Annotated in this window: 15 protein-coding genes; 5 read left to right on the top strand and 10 right to left on the bottom strand. The window is 57.9% G+C overall.

Going from position 1 to position 18,390, the window contains the following annotated elements:
- Position 1: 1 nt before the first annotated feature.
- The 10 genes from G453_RS0103280 to G453_RS26980 all read right to left on the bottom strand — a co-directional run bounded on the left by G453_RS0103280 (position 2) and on the right by G453_RS26980 (position 7,406).
- Entirely contained in the window at positions 2–346 is a 345-nt protein-coding gene (locus tag G453_RS0103280; RefSeq protein ID WP_027189893.1) for a phage holin family protein, read from the bottom strand.
- Between the two features lie 16 nt (positions 347–362).
- Positions 363–626: a hypothetical protein gene (locus G453_RS22115; protein WP_051271578.1), complete on the bottom strand. Its 264-nt coding sequence runs from the start codon at positions 624–626 to the stop codon at positions 363–365.
- Between the two features lie 135 nt (positions 627–761).
- Entirely contained in the window at positions 762–3,170 is a 2,409-nt protein-coding gene (locus G453_RS0103275) for a catalase (protein WP_027189892.1), read from the bottom strand.
- A gap of 194 nt (positions 3,171–3,364) precedes the next feature.
- Positions 3,365–3,757 (bottom strand): PRC-barrel domain-containing protein, encoded by a 393-nt coding sequence (locus G453_RS0103270; RefSeq protein ID WP_027189891.1) that lies wholly within the window; start codon positions 3,755–3,757, stop codon positions 3,365–3,367.
- Between the two features lie 101 nt (positions 3,758–3,858).
- Complete coding sequence (locus G453_RS0103265; RefSeq protein ID WP_027189890.1) at positions 3,859–4,194, bottom strand: PRC-barrel domain-containing protein; 336 nt, start codon at positions 4,192–4,194, stop codon at positions 3,859–3,861.
- A gap of 208 nt (positions 4,195–4,402) precedes the next feature.
- Positions 4,403–4,894: a hemerythrin domain-containing protein gene (locus tag G453_RS0103260; protein ID WP_051271576.1), complete on the bottom strand. Its 492-nt coding sequence runs from the start codon at positions 4,892–4,894 to the stop codon at positions 4,403–4,405.
- Between the two features lie 136 nt (positions 4,895–5,030).
- On the bottom strand, positions 5,031–5,360 hold the full coding sequence (locus G453_RS0103255; RefSeq protein WP_027189888.1) for a PRC-barrel domain-containing protein: 330 nt from the start codon (positions 5,358–5,360) through the stop codon (positions 5,031–5,033).
- A 267-nt stretch (positions 5,361–5,627) separates the two neighbouring features.
- Entirely contained in the window at positions 5,628–5,852 is a 225-nt protein-coding gene (locus G453_RS0103250; protein WP_027189887.1) for a hypothetical protein, read from the bottom strand.
- Between the two features lie 550 nt (positions 5,853–6,402).
- Positions 6,403–7,080 carry an undecaprenyl diphosphate synthase family protein gene (locus G453_RS0103245; protein ID WP_205620048.1) on the bottom strand — a complete coding sequence of 226 codons (678 nt, stop codon included), beginning with the start codon at positions 7,078–7,080 and terminating at the stop codon, positions 6,403–6,405.
- Positions 7,081–7,247: 167 nt separating this feature from the next.
- Positions 7,248–7,406 (bottom strand): DUF3309 family protein, encoded by a 159-nt coding sequence (locus G453_RS26980; protein ID WP_084502071.1) that lies wholly within the window; start codon positions 7,404–7,406, stop codon positions 7,248–7,250.
- Between the two features lie 688 nt (positions 7,407–8,094).
- Between G453_RS26980 and G453_RS0103240 the strand changes: the two genes are divergently transcribed.
- The 5 genes from G453_RS0103240 to G453_RS0103220 all read left to right on the top strand — a co-directional run bounded on the left by G453_RS0103240 (position 8,095) and on the right by G453_RS0103220 (position 18,259).
- Positions 8,095–9,615, top strand: a complete 1,521-nt coding sequence (locus tag G453_RS0103240; RefSeq protein ID WP_235731685.1) for a glucan biosynthesis protein G — start codon at positions 8,095–8,097, stop codon at positions 9,613–9,615.
- A complete protein-coding gene (mdoH, locus tag G453_RS0103235) occupies positions 9,612–12,083 on the top strand; it encodes a glucans biosynthesis glucosyltransferase MdoH (RefSeq protein ID WP_084502070.1) in 2,472 nt (823 codons plus the stop codon). The genes G453_RS0103240 and mdoH overlap by 4 nt, the downstream gene beginning before the upstream one ends.
- 507 nt (positions 12,084–12,590) lie before the next feature.
- Positions 12,591–14,153: an ATP-binding response regulator gene (locus G453_RS25960; protein ID WP_051271573.1), complete on the top strand. Its 1,563-nt coding sequence runs from the start codon at positions 12,591–12,593 to the stop codon at positions 14,151–14,153.
- Positions 14,154–14,334: 181 nt separating this feature from the next.
- The gene (gene treZ, locus G453_RS0103225; RefSeq protein ID WP_027189883.1) at positions 14,335–16,230 is read left to right on the top strand and encodes a malto-oligosyltrehalose trehalohydrolase; all 1,896 of its coding nucleotides are present in this window, start codon (positions 14,335–14,337) and stop codon (positions 16,228–16,230) included.
- The gene (locus tag G453_RS0103220) at positions 16,223–18,259 is read left to right on the top strand and encodes an amylo-alpha-1,6-glucosidase (RefSeq protein WP_027189882.1); all 2,037 of its coding nucleotides are present in this window, start codon (positions 16,223–16,225) and stop codon (positions 18,257–18,259) included. The genes treZ and G453_RS0103220 overlap by 8 nt, the downstream gene beginning before the upstream one ends.
- The last annotated feature ends 131 nt before the right edge of the window (positions 18,260–18,390 follow it).

Genomic DNA, 18,390 nt, shown 5'->3' with positions numbered 1-18,390 from the left:
GTTAGGCATTACTGTTCAGCTTACTGTACCCTACGAGTATGAAGATGAACCCTCCCACAGCAAAGAGACCCCCGGTTGCCAGCGCAGCGTTGATGACCCCCAAATATGGGATCAGATAGAATATCAGGGCTGCACTGAAGGATAGCAAGGCTACAAGACTCAAAACTATTCCAATAACAGCCATAACCATCCCACTGAGGATGCTCCTGACCTTCTCCTTAGCTTCCTGCTTCAAGAGTTCGATCTCATCCTGAACAACTGTTGCGGAACTTGTCGCCAATTGCCTCAACAGCTCAGTAAATGATTCACTCTGGGGCGCAGGATTTTTGTCCAGTACTGTGCTCATTTTACAGTCCGCCTTGCTACCTGCGCCGACAGATCGCCCCGATTACCAGCCCTGCAGTTCCTGCTATCAAGAGCGCGCGGCCTGGGTGCTGTTTCACGGAGTTGCGAACTTTGGCATTAGTCTCTTCATAGTCGAAGTGCCGAACGTAATCGGCTGACTTTTCCAGCCACTCACTGGCTAGCTTTCCGTGCTGAGCCACACTGCAATCCGCATGTTCTGTTGCTGTTTCTGCGAGCTTTCCGGCGTAGTGGTGCAGCTTGTCGGCAACGAGAACTTTCATTTTCTCCAATGACATTGTGCAGCAACTGTCGGAGGCATTTATGCCAGAAGGATCACTGCCACTTGTATTTGGTTCCATTGTGCGCCTCGTAGGTGTTCGTGCTTTACAGTTCATAGAAGTTCGTACGCCCGAGACCTAAACCTTGTGCGGATCCGTCTCGCGAGCGTAGGCCCGGTGTCCGGACAAAGCTGTCTTGAATTCGCCTAAGGCCTGGTCCACCGTTCCCCCGCGTAACCCGATGATCGCTGGATCGACTGAGCCATCTGGCAGCTTTGTGGGAACGCCAGCTTTATCCAGCAAGTTCTTTCCCTCGCTGCCGAGAATCAATATGGGTTTGCAGTGCCGGTATTGGTCACGTACAAAATCCAACGCGTGAGCGTCATGCAGCAAGGCATCCACAGCCTCACCACCGCCTGGCACCACCACGGCATCGTAGAGCACGGACGGTCCCGTCTCGAGGGAGATCTCCACGTCCAGCGAGCCACCCTCAAGAGTGGCAACCTTGCCCAGAGTGCATCCCACCAGGCGCGGCACCGCACCGCCTACCAGAAGCGACTCGTATACCGTTTCGACCGTTGCCCCCTGAACCCCAGGAGCGACCAGCACGGCAACGCGTCTGGTGCTGATTCCGGTGCGACCCGGACGAAACATCAGCGACAGGGCCGGAGAATTGTCGTATTTTGGAATTGGCAGATCAGATGCGAGCGGCATCGCGGCCGGCACATCCATCCCCAGTCCCCGCGCCACACAGGCGGCCAGGTCCGGGTCGACGTTGACCAACAGCGAGAGCACACGCTCGCGTATCGCCGGTGTCTGCACCCGCGTGAGTTCAAAACGGAAGGCGGAAGCGATATGCTTCTGCTCCGTTGGGGTCTGGCTCTGCCAGAAGAGGCGCGCCTGCGAATAATGGTCGGAGAAAAGCTCCGCTTTGCCTCGGACCATGTCCTCCGCCACCTGCTGCGGGTAGCTGGTGTAGCCCTTCATCCCTGCCTGTGCCGGAGAACCTCCGCCCAGCGAATTCGGCTCATAGCTGGTCCGGCCACGATGGATGGCCTGCCTGTGCATGCCGTCGCGCTGATTGTTGAACACCGGGACAACTGGAGCGTTGATGGGGATTTCATGAAAATTGGGACCCCCCAAGCGGCTGATCTGGGTGTCCACATAGGAATGGATGCGCCCCTGCAAAAGAGGGTCGTTTGTGAAATCGATCCCCGGCACCACATTGGCGGTGCAAAACGCGACCTGCTCCGTTTCGGCGAAGAAGTTGTCCGGATTGCGGTTCAGGGTCATTTTCCCGACCAACTGAACCGGCACCATTTCCTCGGGCACCAGTTTGGTGGGATCGAGAACGTCGAAGCCGAAGGATTCGGCCTGCTCCTCGGTGAAAACCTGCAATCCCATCTCCCATTCGGGATAGGCTCCAGCCTCGATGGCCTCCCAAAGGTCGCGCCGGTGGAAGTCGCCATCCGCCCCGGCAATCTTCACGGCTTCATCCCAGACAAGCGAGTACGTCCCCGCCAAGGGTTTCCAGTGGAACTTGCAAAAGACCGATTTTCCCTGCTCGTTGACCAGACGGAAAGTGTGCACCCCGAAGCCTTCCATCATGCGGTAGCTTCGCGGGATGGCCCGGTCCGACATGATCCACATCAAGATGTGCGCGGTTTCCGGCATGAGGGAAATGAAATCCCAGAACGTGTCGTGGGCGCTCGATGCCTGGGGCATCCCGTGATGGGGCTCGGGCTTGACCGCGTGAACCAGGTCGGGAAACTTCATGGCGTCCTGGATGAAGAACACCGGCATGTTGTTTCCCACCAAATCCCAGTTGCCCTCGTCCGTATAGAACTTCACGGCGAATCCCCGGACGTCGCGAACAGTGTCGGCTGACCCTCTCTCTCCGGCCACCGTGGAGAAACGCACGAACACAGGAGTTATTTTGCCTGCCTGCGAGAACGGCGCCGCCCGCGTCAGGCTGCTCAAGTCCTTGTAGGATTCGAAATATCCGTGCGCAGCAGACCCACGCGCGTGGACAATACGCTCAGGTATCCGCTCGTGGTCGAAGTGGGTGATCTTTTCGCGAAGGATGAAGTCCTGCATGGCGGTGGGGCCGCGCAGTCCGGCTTTCAGGGAATTCTGATTGTCAGCAACGGGCACGCCCTGATTGGTAGTGAGCACTTGGCCGCCTGCGTCCACTCTCACCCGGTCCAGAGGCTCCCTGGTGTGATCGAGACCAACCTCGACCTGACCGTCGCCCACCTTGGGGGAAGCGTTCAGCTCTGAGGCGGTGGAGGCGGTGGCCGAGGGCTTCGCGGGCTTGCCGGTTGCTCCGGGCATGGGCTTTCGAGAAGCATCGCCGTACTCGCCGGACTTGGTCTCGTTGTAGGGGATTTGGCCCGAGAGGTCCTGCCCGGTCGCGACCTTCTCAAGCAAACGACTGGAGGCCGCTTCCTTGTTCCCGAGGCTGGACGGTGGTTTGGCTCCGGCTGGCCCTGAAATCGTACTCAATACTGAACCAGCACCACTCGTGGGAGAATTTGTTTTTTTCATGAGGCGGAACCCTTGGTGTTACATTTTCTTGATCAAGAGGACTTCCCTGGGGTCGCCCGAGTGCCAGCCAGCTTCCGGTCCGGTTGAGCAAGCCAGCCAGTGTGATCCGGGCTGGTCCTCACCGTGTTAAGCTCCCGCAGGCAAATTCCCGGCAGAGCCCGAGTCTGCCTGCGGGACTGTTAGGCTTGGCGAAATTAATCGATGTACTTGAATTCAGGCATGCCCTTGATGACTTCCTTGGTGGCGCCCGGCAAAGTGATACGCTTGTCTTTGATCCTGAACTGGTTGACGGGAATGGCCACATCGCGCTTGCCCATGCCCAGGAAACCGCCAGCGCCGACAATAGCGTAGGAAATGCCCTTATCCGGCGTCACGACGAGGTCTTCGATGGTGCCCACTTTTTCGTTGGCTTCATTGAAGACATCCTTGTCGAGGATGGCTTTTTTGATGCTCCAGCCCTTGGCCAGAACCGAAACCTCATCTTTGGTGATGCCGGCAACGGGCGCCTTTTGCGCCAGGGCCGCGCCCGCGAATAGGAAAAGGGAAAGGAGGACAGGGACGATGCAGGTTTTCAGAGCGAATTTCATTTGAATTTCTCCTTGATGAAGGGTTGATTTGGGAAAAATACACCCGGTGGCCCGCATCCCGTGGGAGGACGAACGGCAGCTGGCCACCGGGCCGAGTGGGGCTATTTGTATTCATAGGCCGGCATGGCCTTGAGGCTCTCAGTCGTCACTCCGGGCAAGGTGATCTGCGATTTGTTTATGATCAGCTGATAAATTGGGATGGCCACATCGTGGCGGCCCATGCCCAGGAAGCCGCCCACCCCGATGATGGCATAGGAAATTGCATCGTCTGGCGTTACCAGCAGATCCTCGATAGTCCCGATGTTGTCATTGCTGTCATTGTACACATACTTATCAAGGATATCCTCCTTGATGCTCCAGCCTTGAGCTACCTTTTCGAGCTGTTCTGCAGTAATCCCCTGGTTCGCACCGGAAAAGATGGGTGAATTGCTGTCCATTTACGTGCTCCTTTCCTGTAAATTTCTTTCGGAGAGTCATTCAAAGAATCGCTAGTCTTTCCCTGCCAGTTCGTGCCGAGAGAACACGCGGAGAATGAGTATGAAGGGTCAGGACAGGCTCCTGCCCCTTCACTGTCAGCGCAAGCCGCTCAAGAACAGGTCACCCGGCTCACCGACGGCAGACCGCGCCACCGCTAATGGCGATGATTTAATGACCGGTCATTTTAGTGAGCAGCTCTTTTTTGCGTAAAACCATCCTGGCACCCAACACGTTCATGTCGAGCGTGGAGGCTTTCGCCTTTGGAAACATTTCCTGCTGTTCTTCCTTGACATGATGCTTGACGTATTCGGACATCACCTTGATCTTTGCGTCGAACATCTCTCCATCGGGGGCAATGTTTTCCACTTGCCTGATCAGGTCGCTGATCGCAGCATGTTCGACCAATCCCTCCGGGATCATTTCCTTGTCCTTCAGTGCCTGTTTCACTGCGGGGTAGAATATCTCTTCTTCGATCTGCACATGGATTTTGAGTTCGGTGCATAGCAGGGCTACAAGTGCCCTCTTCTGAGAAGGGGACTGCTGTTCCTCGTACTTGGCAAAGAGGTCGCTCACATGCTTATGGTCGGCTCGCAGCAGCGCCGTAGCCTCGTGTGTTTTCTCCATGACCTGCGATTTCTCTGTCTTGGCTATATTGGGCATAACCGCTCCTGTGTGTTCGGGGTGGATGTCTGTGCGATTTGGGCGCACGTTATGATCAGAAAGAGACGCCCCGGTCCGCCTGGGGCGTCCTCCCTGCGTTTGGGCCAGGCTCTTCAGTCCAGCCGCTGCAGGACGATTAATCAATAGCCGGCATGGCCTTCAGGGAGTCTTGCGTGGCCCCGGGCAACATGATCTGGTCGTTTGTCATTCTCAGTTGGTACACTGGAATGGCCACGTCATGGCGCCCCATGCCCAGGAAGCCACCCACACCGAGAACGGCGTATGAAATTGCCTTGTCACGAGTCACATACAGATCTTGAATGGTGCCGATGTTGTCGTTGTTGTCGTTATAGATGTCCTTGCCCAGAATATCGTCCTTGACACTCCATCCCTTCGTGAGGTTGGAGAGGTCCTGGGTGGTCAAGGATGTATCGCCGCCTGACGTGTAGGATTGGTTCGTTTCCATGAAGTTGTTCCTTTGTTCCGAAACCGGAACGAATCAGATTGAGAATCGAAATGATAAATTGACTTTCTTGAACACACATCATCCGAGCTGATTGCGATACAGCCGGGTGGCCATCGTGTTGCGGGCATTTCCCGCCGTTCCTGATGACAACATCAGGAACGGCGGGAGGCGTACCACTTGCCGAATGTGTCCATGCTCGGTCGTGCCGACTCAACTCATCTCAGGTTTGGCCTCAGACGAGAAACCGACATGGCCTCCCCATCCACCCTAATGGCTATTCTTCGCTGCGCCTGCGTGCTGGCTGCTCTTCTTGGACTCGCCGGAACGGGCGCTGCCGTGCTGCTCGCTCTTCTTGGCTTCGGTCGAGTGGGAACTGCCGTGCTGTTCCATCTTCTTGGACTCGCCGGACTTGGTGCTGGGGTGCTCACTGGCCTTTGAACCACCAGTCTTGGATTCTTCACGCTGACCGCTGTTCTTTGTGCTATTAGGCATAATATCCTCCGAAATCGTTACATTGTTCAGTTCGAATGGGACAATACACAATGCAGAATCTACTGCAGCAGCGCTTGGCCCACTGTTCGGGGAGAACCCCTTTTCCAAATCCAGCTAGAAACCCAGACTGACAAACACACAAATTCGTTTCATTGCATAAACAGAGCTTCTAGTGTGACATAAATAACACAGAAACTAACTCAGTCAATCTGTTTTTCATTAACTTTAGATGTATTACATATTACATTATTCAATATTTTTAAAAAATAACAGTTTTATGCTGCAGACAAACTGTAATGTTCTTTTACACTTGAAAAATCACTAGACTTAGACAGTTTTGGAGCAGTGCAAATCCACCAAACTCCAGACCATCAAATCCTCGTAGGGTTGAGAGGCTTGAAACTTTGCTCTCTGGAACTTCGGGAGATCAGCTGGGGGCGATTCCTGACAGGGCAAAGGCTTTGCTCCAGAAGGGGCTCAAGAGGAAGTGCATCACTGCACTGCTCCACTTCCGCTTCGATGGCGCCCCTGCCCTGATGTTTCGCCGCGATCATCCGCCCAGAGTCACATCCTGATCCTCGTACCATCTGAGGGCTTCCAGCAGATGGTCGCCACAATAGTCAGGCCAAAGTTCGTCAAGGAAGTAGAAGTCCGAATAGACCGACTGCACGGGAAGAAAACCCGACAAACGGCGCCTGCCTCCCCAACGGATGACCAAGTCTATTCGCGAGATATCGCTGGAGGCGAGAGACCCCGTGAACTCGGACGGCTTTGTCGCGCCTGAGGCCCCATGCGAGAGGTCCCAAAGCCACCCGTAATTGACCAGAAGGTTCACCCGGATCGACCCCTTGCCGAAAACCTGCCGCTGACGCGCAAAAGGAATGAGTTCCTCAGGAAAGAGGGGAGAGTCGGTGTTGCCGACGACCAGAAGAGCCGCATCGCGTTCTGTCAGGCCCATGGCGATTTCAACGCAGGCTTTCCGGAAAGCGGCAGTCTGGACCGAAGGGCGCTTGGTGTTGTCCTGGGTGAATCCGTAAAGGGTCATCTCCTTGATGCCCAAGGAGCGGCTATGCTCAAAGAGATCAAAACCGGGCGGCACGCCCGACGCGTAGCCGGACTCCTTGGGAAGGTCGCGCGCCGCAGCCCAGCGCCTGTTGCCGTCCGGGATCACGCCGATGTGCTCGGGGATGCGCTTGAACCTGGGGAAATCCATCACTGCTCCGATCATGGTTTGTTTCTCGACGAACCTGCCGGGACTCTTCGCCCACTCAATTCATGAGGATGGCTGTCCGGTTCAGGTTGTTTCCATTCATGCGCATAGGCGCAGGCCCACTCTTCATCCATTACAACCTGAAACACCAACACACACCGCTCGCTTACCGCGTGCAACAGTCGCTAAATCCTTCCAAGCAAGAACAAAACAAGGAGTATAACCAATATGATGCCTACTATTCCTCCAGGAGCATAGCCCCACGAACGACTATGCGGCCATACTGGAATCACGCCTACAAGAGCCAGCACCAAAACTATGAGCAGTATTGTTCCGAGTGACATGAGTACTCCTTCGGTTAAACGTGACGTGCCTACAAAACAGGCTGAGCACAGCCTGTCTCTTCTCTCGAGATACCCACTAAAAACAAGCTTCAACAGGCCAATCCAGGAACTTCCTGGGGATATTACAACAATCATGCCGTAAAATCATATCACCTATCCACTGCGATTGTTTCACTTTATGCTTTTTAGATCCCGCCACATGGCCTGCATCATCATCCGGTGAGAAATGTATATGAGAATCACTCCCACCAAATAGGAATGAACGTACGCACGGTAACTGTCGGAATGTCGGGCTACTGAGACGGATTCGCGCGCCAAGGGCGACCATCCGTTCGGGGGGCATCGTCGAATTTGGGCACACCGGGTTAGGCTGTCATAACTCCTTACCACCGCCACCCGCCGGGTCGCCCTGACCGCCAAAACCCATCGGCATAACTCCGCATCGACGGAGAATTCAAAATTTCTCGAAAGTACTTTTGAACAGGGGGCTAACCCTGGAACATCTTTGCACAGTTGAACGAGGCCTTGCCCAATGAAACTTCCGTTGCAATATCATTTGATAAGCGTATAAGAATCGATACTTGGGAAACTTCAGTCCAAAGCAAGAAGGACGCAATCCATGATGCACATGAAACAAAACTTATCGGGCCTTTATCGTCGTACTTCTGCATTATCGAGACTTATTGCAATGGTTTCGGCAATTTTCCTGATCGGTGGCTCAAGCGCGTTGGCGGCGGGGAAACAGTTTTCCTTCGCCTCCGTTGTCGAAGCGGCCAGGGACCTGGCCGGGAAACCATACCAGGCACCGAAGCAGGTGGAAGAACCGCTACGCTCACTCTCCTACGACGACTGGCGCAAGATCCGCTTCATCCCTGGCAAATCCCTGTGGCGCGAGGAGAAACTGCCCTTCGAACTCCAGTTTTTCCCGCCCGGATTCCTCTACGACAGGACCGTCTCCATAAACATCGTCGACGGAGCGAAAGCCACTCCCGTAGCTGTGACCTCGGACATGTTCGATTTCAGCCAGGCCGGTCGGCTCAAGGAAAAGGTCCCTGTCCAGCTCGGCGCGGCCGGCTTCAGGGTCCACGGCGTGGTCAACACCCCGACCTACAAGGATGAATTCCTTGTTTTCCTGGGCGCGTCCTATTTTCGAGCCGTGGCCAAAGGCCAGGGATACGGGCTGTCGGCCCGGGGCCTGGGCGTGGACACTGCTGAACAGAAGGGCGAGGAGTTCCCCTGGTTCCGCGAATTCTGGATCCAGAAGCCAACCAGGAAGGATAAACAGCTTACCATTTTCGCCCTGCTGGATAGCGAGAGCATGACAGGCGCATACGCCTTCAAGGCATCGCCTGGGGAAGAGACCGTCGTGGAGGTGACCAGCCGGATTTTTCTGCGCAAGCCGGTAAACGTTCTCGGCATCGCGCCCCTGACCAGCATGTTCCTCTACGGCGAAAACTCTCTCCCCAACCAACGGATGGACTGGCGCGCCGAAGTCCACGACTCGGACGGCCTGCTCCTGCACATGCGCGGCGGCGAATGGCTCTGGCGTCCCCTGCGCAACCCGGTGCCGCTGCGGGTGCATACCTTCCAGGCGGATGATGTCCAGGGCTTCGGCCTGATGCAGCGCGACACGGATTTCCGCAGCTATCAGGACCTAGAATCCCGCTACGAGATGCGCCCCAGCCTGTGGATCGAGCCTCAAGGGGACTGGGGGCCGGGCGAGGTGAAACTGGTGTTGATACCCTCCGACAAGGAAATTCACGACAACATCGCGGTCTTCTGGCAGCCGAAGGACCAGGGAGAGCCCGGCAAGCAACTCTCCTTCGATTACCGCATGCGCTGGCTCACGGCTCTCGGCGCGCTGGCCCCCAAAACCATAGTCACGGCCACCCGCGTCGCGCGCCAAGGCCCGAACGCCCAGTTCTTCGTCCTCGATTTTTCCGGGGAAAAACCCGGCAAGCCCAGGACGGACCCGCCGCAGGGGTTCGTCAGCGCCGGACCTGGCGTCAAGATAGAGGAACAGCAGGTCTACAAGAACGCCGTGACCGGCGGCTGGAGGCTGGTGTTCAGGGCGGTGGCCGAGGAGGGGGCGCCCCTCGCGAGCATGATGCCTGAGAAAAGGGACCCCATCGAACTGCGCGCGTTTCTCAAGTTCGGCGACGGATCCGTGAGTGAAACGTGGAACTACGACCTTACGCGCGAAAAATGATCACAACCCCGGAACACACCTCGCAGGGCAAAGCGCCGCGCGCCGCCCCCCCGGACCAATCCGGTCGAAGGCTCCTGGCCTATCTGGGGCGGCTGCCCATGTCCGAGCCCGAACGACTGGAAACGGCCCTGAGTGTGCTCTCTGACGCGGCCCGGCAGCCCGCTGGGTCCGAGCCCCTGGAACAGGCGGCCATGCGCCTGCTCCTAGGCCGACTCCACGCTCCTGGCCCTGATCCGGACGTGCGCGCCGCCCCTCCGATCAAGCGCACGCCAATGGCACCGGAGTATCCACGCCTGAAAAACGGCTCCGGGAAGAAAACACCGGACGGCACGCCTGCTCCCGAGCAGGAGGGCAAGCCTCCCGGCTGGCCCTACAGGCTCCTGGAGCGCAGGCACAAGTCCTGGACCGCGACTGCCCGCGCACGCCGGTTGATGCTTGTCCTGCTCATCGTCGTCCCCACTGGCGTGGCCACGTTGCGCATGGGCGTGTTGTTGCCGCACGGGGGGGCAACCGCTCTCGAGCTCGTCCTGATGGCTATTTTCGCGATCCTGTTCGCGTGGATAGCCATCGGGTTCTGGACGGCCATGGCCGGATTTGTGACCCTGGTCCGACGGTCCGACCGTTTCGCCATCACGGCTGAGCGCCCAGGCGACAAGCCCGAGCGTCCGGGAATCCGCACCGCCATCGTCTACCCGGTGTACGGCGAGGACATGGACCGCGTCGCAGCGGGCATCGAGGCTGTGCACAGCTCTCTTAAGCGCACCGGCAAGGCCGCGAACTTCGATTTCTTCATCCTGAGCGACACCCGCAACCCCGAGGCCTGGGCCGAGGAGGAATCCGCCTGGGCGGCCCTGCGCGACAGGCTGGGAGGGGCGAGCCGGATTTTCTATCGGAGGCGCAAGGCCAACACCAAGAAGAAAAGCGGCAACATCGCGGACTTCTGCCGCAGGTTCGGAGCCTGTTACACCTATATGCTGGTCATGGACGCGGACAGCGTCATGAGCGGCCAAACCATCGTGCGCATGGTCTCGGTCATGGAGCGCAACCGCCGGGTGGGAATTCTGCAATCGGTTCCGGGAGTGGCTGGACGCGACACGCTCCTGGCCCGCGCGCAGCAGTTTTCAAGCCGGTTGTACGGCCCCATGTTCTCCGCTGGCCTGCATTTCTGGCTTCTGGGCGACGCCCAGTTCTGGGGACACAACGCACTGATCCGCCTGCGGCCCTTCATTCGTCATTGCGCCCTGCCCCGGCTGACTGGCAAACCGCCCTTGGGAGGGGATATCTCCAGCCATGACTTCGTGGAGTCAACGCTCATGCGCCGGGCGGGCTGGGGGGTCTGGGTGGCCTACGACCTGCCCGGAAGCTACGAAGAGACGCCTCCGAACCTTCTGGCCGAACTGAGCCGCGACCGGCGCTGGTGCATGGGCAACATGCAGCATCTGCGGCTTGTCTTCGGCAGCGGCCTGTTCACCATCCACCGGTTCCTGTTCATCAACGGGGTCATGGCCTACGGGTCCGCCCTGCTGTGGTTTTTGTTCCTGGCCGCGTCCACTGCCGAGGCGATCATCGAGTCCCTGGTTCCGGCTGTGTACTTCCCGCCCACCAAATCCCTTTTTCCGGAATGGCCCATCTGGGAGCCATGGTGGGCCTTGAGTCTTCTTCTGACCACTGGCGTGCTGCTGTTTTTGCCCAAGGCATTCAGCCTTGTGCTGGCGTTCATCCAGGGACGGGTCAGGCACTTCGGCGGGGCGGTCAGGCTCGTGACGAGCATCCTGCTGGAAATAGTGCTCTCCAGTCTGCTGGCTCCAATTCGGATGCAGTTTCACGCAAAGTTCGTGTTCACCACCCTGCTCGGCCAAGTGACCGGCTGGGAGACGCAAGACCGCGAGGATAAGCCGACCCCCTGGTCCGAGGCGGTCCGTTTCCACCTGGGCGCGACTATTGTCGCTGGGCTCTGGGCCACGACCCTCTACCATCTGAACTACCGGTTCTTCTGGTGGGTCAGCCCGATATTCGTGCCGCTGCTGCTCTCCATCCCCCTCTCGGTGGTCACCAGCCTTCCCAGGCTGGGCAAGTGGCTGCGACGCATTGGATTGGTGCTCATTCCCGAGGAAGTCGATCCTCCTCTGGAACTGGTCGAATTAAGCGCCATGCACCAGGAGAACCAGCAAGCCCCCCGACCGTTGCACATCCCCAAAGGACAGGGCATGGCCCTGGCCGTGGTCGATCCAGTGGCCTGTGGCCTGCGCCTGGGTCTTATGCGCCATCCAGAACGCAAAACCATAGCGGACGGGCAACTGCGCCGGGAGTTGCTGGACAAAGCCGTGGAGATGGGTCCAGCCGGTTTGACCGCCAAAGAGAAGTCGGCCCTGCTGGAAGACTTTGAACTCCTGACGGAACTGCACCGCGCGGTCTGGCTGCTGCCGACAGATCAAATGCGCCGAGCTTGGTCCGTCGACATCTGCTGATCCTGGCCGGGTCGGTGCATTTCGAGCCGGGAATACTGCTATGTACATGGCCCGGGCGAGGAGGAATCCCAGCGCGAAGCGTGGGAGCCTTGACGCATCGGGGCCCGGCCAACCCAACCGTGCCATCAACTGGCGTAGATGCCCCCCTATACAATCGGCCAAAAAACGCGCTGAGTTGCCTACCAGTCACATGAATGCCTAACTACTGACATGAGCCATTTCGAAAACAATCTGAACAACAAAATCCAGAAATTTCTCTCGTCACTATTTATTTCAAATGTTATCAGCGTCTCAACTCATCATCTTGAGCGGCCAGAGCGCTGAAGATTCGCAATTGCCTTCGAGCATCTTGATCCCAGGCAACTCCTGGCCCTGCCGTGCAATCTATTTGTCGACCAGCTTTATGGGAGTAAGAAAATGCTGCATCTCCACCCTTTCCACAGTCAGCCGATAGTAGTTGGCTGTCTGTCTGCCGCTCACAAGAAACGCTCATAACGGTACCCTCCCATGATAACGAAACCGAATATCCTCATCGTAGATGACAACCCCATTAGCCTGGAAACATTATGGCGAGACCTCGCGTCACTCCAGGTCAACGTGATTAAGGCTTCATCCGGCGAGGAAGCCTTAAAGCTGATTACGAAACATGACTTTGCCCTGGCAATTCTCGACGTACAAATGCCTCACATGGATGGCTATCAACTTGCACAGCTGATCCGTGAAACACAACGTGCCATACCATTGCCAATCATATTCGTAACAGCAAAACACTCAGACACTGAAAACCAATCTTATGGATACCAATCAGGTGCAGTAGACTATATTACAAAGCCATACAACAAGGAAATACTCCGCTCAAAAGTTTGCATATTTATTGAACTATACAAAAGATCCCAAGAACTTGCCGACAACTCTCGGAAGATGGCAAAGCTGTTGGACACTCAACTGCAGACAAACCAGAAGTTGAGCCAGGAGATACTCCTACGGGTGCAGGCTGAAGAGAAACTGCGGGAGAGCGAGGCGAAATACAGCGCCTTCTTCCAGTCAAGCATCGACGGCATTTTGCTGATCTCTCCGGACGGGCGTATTCATCAGGCGAATCCTGCCGCGTGCCGCATTCTCGGCTGGACCGAGGAGGAACTGCGCAGCGGCGGCTGGCATATGCTCCTTGACTACTCGATCCCGGAGACTCACGACATGCTCCAACAGCAAGCCGCCCGCCGCTATGTCTCTTGCGAACTCCCTTTCAAGCGTAAGGGCGATTCGTCCGTCATCACCGACATGACCTCAAGACTTTACCGAGACTCCAAAGGTGATCTCAAGGGGTGCGTCATTTTTCGCGACATCACCGATCGCAAGCAGGCTGAACAGTTTCGCGAGGACGTAGAGTGCATAATCCGCCATGACATCAAAAGCCCCCTGATCGGACTGCATGGCTTGGCTTCTCTCGCGCTGGAAGACAAATTGAACGGCAACTTCCGTGAATTGATCCCCGGACTCATGCATTCTCTCCGTAATGTGATCAACCTCGTGGATTCTTCAGGAAAACTCCTCAGGATGGAACAGGGCGAATACACGCCCCAGGCTAAATGGTTCGATCTGCGAGACGTATTGCAGGACATTGAACGTTCTCTGGCCTCCTTGACAGAGGCGCGACGAGTTCGAATTGTTTGGAATGACATTTTATATTCCAAAGAATCAACGCAGTATCGGCTTGTATTCGGCGAAGAGTTCCTCATTGAGGATCTGCTCATGAACCTCGTTCGGAATGCGGTCGAGGCATCCCCGGAAGGTAGAGACGTCAAGATTTCAAGCCGAATCGAGCGAAACAAGAGGCGATTCGACATCCACAATACAGGTGTCGTGCCTGAATCCATCCGTGACCGCTTCTTTGATAAATTCGTCACTGCGGGAAAACCCAACGGAACAGGGCTTGGCACCTACAGCGCTCAGCTCATCGCGAAAGCCCATGGCGGCCATATCGAGTTCACTTCGACAGCGGCCACGGGAACCACCGTCACAGTCATTCTCCCGCATCCCCACGAGCGCTGCGTGATTCAACCGGAATAACCGCCAGCACCCGGCGTGACAGCCGGACCTGGCATCCCGATCGAGTTCCGCCCACACCCATCATCTGAAATCCGCATTGACTCTTTTCAGCATCCGCCGGTAATAATGGTTCGACTTGAAAAGACCTGCTTTTCGCCCTGGTCATTCTCAGGATCCCTGGCACCATCAAGCGAGAGTATACATGGTTACAAAGCCAACACGGCGCTACCCTGTCGGAGCCGAAATACTATCTGGGGGAGGAACCCATTTTCGCGTATGGGCACCCAACGCCCGCACGGTTGATATCGTCATGGAATCCGGGCCAGGGGCTCCGGCGACCCTCCCCATGAAGCGGCTTCAAGCCGGGTACTTCGAGACACTGGTTGCCCAGGCCGCCGCAGGCGCCCGGTACCGCTTCCGCCTCAGCGCAGGCGATTCATTTCCCGATCCCTGTTCGCGCTATCAACCAGACGGTCCCCACGGGCCTTCCCAGGTTGTGGACCCTTCGGCGTTTCCCTGGCGGGACTCCCAATGGCCAGGGGTGAACATCTCAGGCCAGGTCATTTACGAGATGCACATCGGCACCTTCACCAAAGAAGGCACGTGGGCCGCCGCGCAAAAGGAATTGGCCGAGCTTGCGGCCTGCGGAATCACCGTCATTGAAGTCATGCCCGTGGCCGACTTTCCTGGCCGCTTCGGATGGGGATACGACGGGGTAGGACTGTTTGCGCCTGTGTGGCTGTACGGTGAGCCGGACGATTTCCGCCGCTTCGTGGACGAGGCCCATCATTGCGGCCTGGGCGTCATCCTCGACGTCGTGTATAATCATTTCGGCCCTGACGGGAACTATCTCAATAAATTCTCTAAGGATTATTTCACAGACAAGTATGAAAACGACTGGGGTCAGGCCATCAATTATGATGGAAAGAACTCGGAGCCGGTACGGGAGTTTTTCCTGACCAACGCCGCATACTGGATCGACGAATATCACCTTGATGGCTTGCGCCTGGACGCCACCCAGCAGATATTCGACCAATCGCCGGAATATATCGTCACCGCCATTGCAAGGCGGGTGCGCGAAGCTGCCCGTGGCCGAAAAACCATTGTAGTGGCCGAGAACGAGCCCCAGGACTCCAGGCTGGTGCGCCCTGTCGAAGCGGGCGGCAACGGATTGGACGGCTTATGGAACGACGACTTCCACCACGCCGCCATAGTCGCAATGACCGGACGCCGCGAGGCATATTTCACGGATTACCAGGGCAAGGCGCAAGAATTTCTCTCCATGCTCAAGTACGGCTACCTGTACCAGGGACAGCGCTACCGATGGCAAAAACAGCGTCGCGGTTCACCGAGCCTGGATCTGCCTCCAGCCAACTTTGTTGTCTACATCCAGAATCACGACCAGATCGCCAATGTCGGTCGAAGCGATCGGATACACCTGCTGACCAGCCCTGGACGGCTGCGGGCCATGACAGCCCTCATGCTGCTTGCTCCGGCAACACCTATGCTCTTTCAGGGCCAGGAGTTCGGGGCCTCCGCACCGTTTTATTTCTTTTCCGACCACGTCCCGAAGTTGGCCAGGCTCGTCAAGGAAGGGCGGGCTTTGGCAGGGCAGCAATTCCTCAGCCTGGATACTAAGGAAATGGAGTTCTACTTCCAGGACCCAGGCAACCCGTCCGTGTTCGAGCGCTGCAAACTTGACCTCAGCGAACGGGAACGCCACCGCCCAATCTACGATCTGCACAAGGACCTGTTGCGCCTGCGCCGCGAGGACCCGGTCTTTCGCGCACAGAAACCCGGAGGCCTGGACGGCTCCGTGCTCAATGAGGAGTGCCTGCTCCTGCGGTTTTTCGACGACGGCGGCGACGACCGTCTGCTGCTGGTGAACTTCGGACGGGACCTGCATCTGGACCCGGCCCCGGAACCGCTGCTCGCCCCGCCTGAAGGCATGGAGTGGCGGATACTGTGGTCCAGCGAGGACCCCAGGTACGGCGGCACGGGGACCCCAACGCTCGATACGGAAGAAAACTGGAAGATTCCGGGCCATGCGGCAGTGGCGCTGTGCCCGGCTCCAAGGGAGCTGCAAGGGGATGCTTGAACCCATCACCATTCATCCTGGGCAGGAAGGCCAAGCCTCCGGCCAGGACCCGCATCTGCTCCATGAGTGGCTGGTCACCAACGGCCTTGGCGGTTACGCCTCCGGCACCGTCGTCGGTGCAATCACGCGTCGCTATCATGGACTGCTGATCGCGGCCCTGCCCAACCCGCTGGGCCGCGTGATGATGCTGAACGGTCTGTCCGAACGTCTGCGGCTGCCAGACAGGCGTGTGGTCCATACCGGAGCCGAGGAACTGGCAGGGGTCCCGCCGGACAAGGTGTTTCCCCTGACCTCATTTCGACTGGACCATGGTTTGCCGGTATGGCGGTATGAGGTTGATGGCTTCGTCCTCGAAAAGCGTCTGCTCATGCCGTACCAGCAGAACACCGTTCATGTGACCTACCGCCTGCTGAGCGGAAGCGGCGTGTTGCGGCTCAATCTGCGCCCGGCCATCCAGTTCCGGCCCCATGACGAACTGGTCTGCCCGATGCCGTCAACGCCCTACCGGGTTTCGGTCTATGAAGACCAGTTCGAAGTCTCGGGCGAGGAGCATCACCCGAAATTGCGCATGATTCTTCACGGCCCCTCCACGGCCTTCACCTTCGACCGCAAGGAGACCCCGACCATTCCCTATCGCACGGAACGCGACCGGGGATACCCTTGGCAGGGTTCCCTGTGGAGTCCCGGCTACTTCCGCACCGATCTGGAGCAAGGCCAGCAGACCACCCTCGTGGCATCGACCGAAGGGTGGGAGGTCATCTTGGCCCAGTCCCCGGAAGCGTCCTACCGGTCCGAATCGGATCGGTGCGCAATCCTTCTGAGTCTGGCCGCTCCGCAACTCCAGGACGGGGCCGCCGCCCAGCTGGTCCTGGCTGCGGACCAGTTCCTCATCACCCCCGTGGGGCGCGTTCAGGACGCCGTGCGCGCCAAGGCCGCAGGCGACGACATCCGCACGATCATCGCCGGATACCACTGGTTCACCGACTGGGGCCGAGACACCATGATCAGCCTCGAGGGCCTGACCCTCCTGACAGGGCGCATCAACGAAGCTGGCTGGATTCTGCGGACCTTCGCCGAATACATCCGCAACGGGCTTATTCCCAACATGTTCCCGGAGGGGGAAAGAGAGGGACTTTACCATACCGCCGATGCGACCCTGTGGTATTTTCATGCCCTTCACCGCTACATGCTCACGACCAATGACCAAACCACGCTACGGCTTCTTCTCCCCAAGCTCAGGGACATCATCGAGCACCATGTGCGGGGCACGGATTTCGGCATCGGGGTGGACCCCGAGGATGGCCTGCTCCGCCAGGGCGCGCGGGGCTACCAGTTGACCTGGATGGACGCCAAGGTGGATGACTGGGTGGTCACGCCGAGGCGGGGCAAGGCCGTGGAGATAAACGCCCTATGGTACAACGCCCTGCGCCTTTTGGAGAAATGGCTCAGGGAGGCGGGCGATCCTGCCGCCGCCCTGGCGATCAGCCAGAGAGCCGACCAGGTTCGGGATTCCTTCAACAAGCGCTTCTGGTATGAGGCGGGAGGCCACCTCTACGACGTGGTCGATGCCGAAAACGGCGGTAACGATACCGCCTGCCGTCCCAATCAGGTCCTGGCCATTTCCCTGGATCATCCCGTTCTCGACGAGGCCCGGTGGCAGCCGGTCATGGATGTGGTGACCCAGAAGCTACTGACCCCGGTGGGTCTGCGCTCCCTGGCCCCCGGCCACCCCGAATACAAAGCAAGATACTACGGCGACCTGCGCTCCAGAGATGCTGCCTACCACCAGGGCACGGTCTGGGCCTGGCTCATCGGACCGTACGTGGACGCCTGGCTCAAGCTCAATCCCGGCAAGCAGACTCAGGCCAGAGGTTTTCTGGCGGGTCTCATGGCCAACCTCGACAAGGCCTGCGTCGGGTCCATCAGCGAGGTTTTCGATGCCGAACCGCCTTATCTGCCGCGCGGCTGCATCGCTCAGGCCTGGAGCGTCGCGGAGACGCTGCGCATCTGGGTGAGGACTGGGAGCTGAGACAAGCGCACCGGGATGGAAACCAGCCAGGCTGCGTCAGCGACTCCCCTGCCTCCGCGCCTTCGCTGGACCACGCCGCCTGCCGCCGACACAGGGCCGCAGGAATCTTCGCCCGAACAGACATCCGCCAA

Source organism: Fundidesulfovibrio putealis DSM 16056 (assembly GCF_000429325.1).
Taxonomy (GTDB): Bacteria; Desulfobacterota; Desulfovibrionia; order Desulfovibrionales; family Desulfovibrionaceae; genus Fundidesulfovibrio; species Fundidesulfovibrio putealis.
The sequence above is the reverse complement of the archived record's forward strand: the minus strand, read 5'-3'. Positions and strand labels throughout refer to the sequence as shown.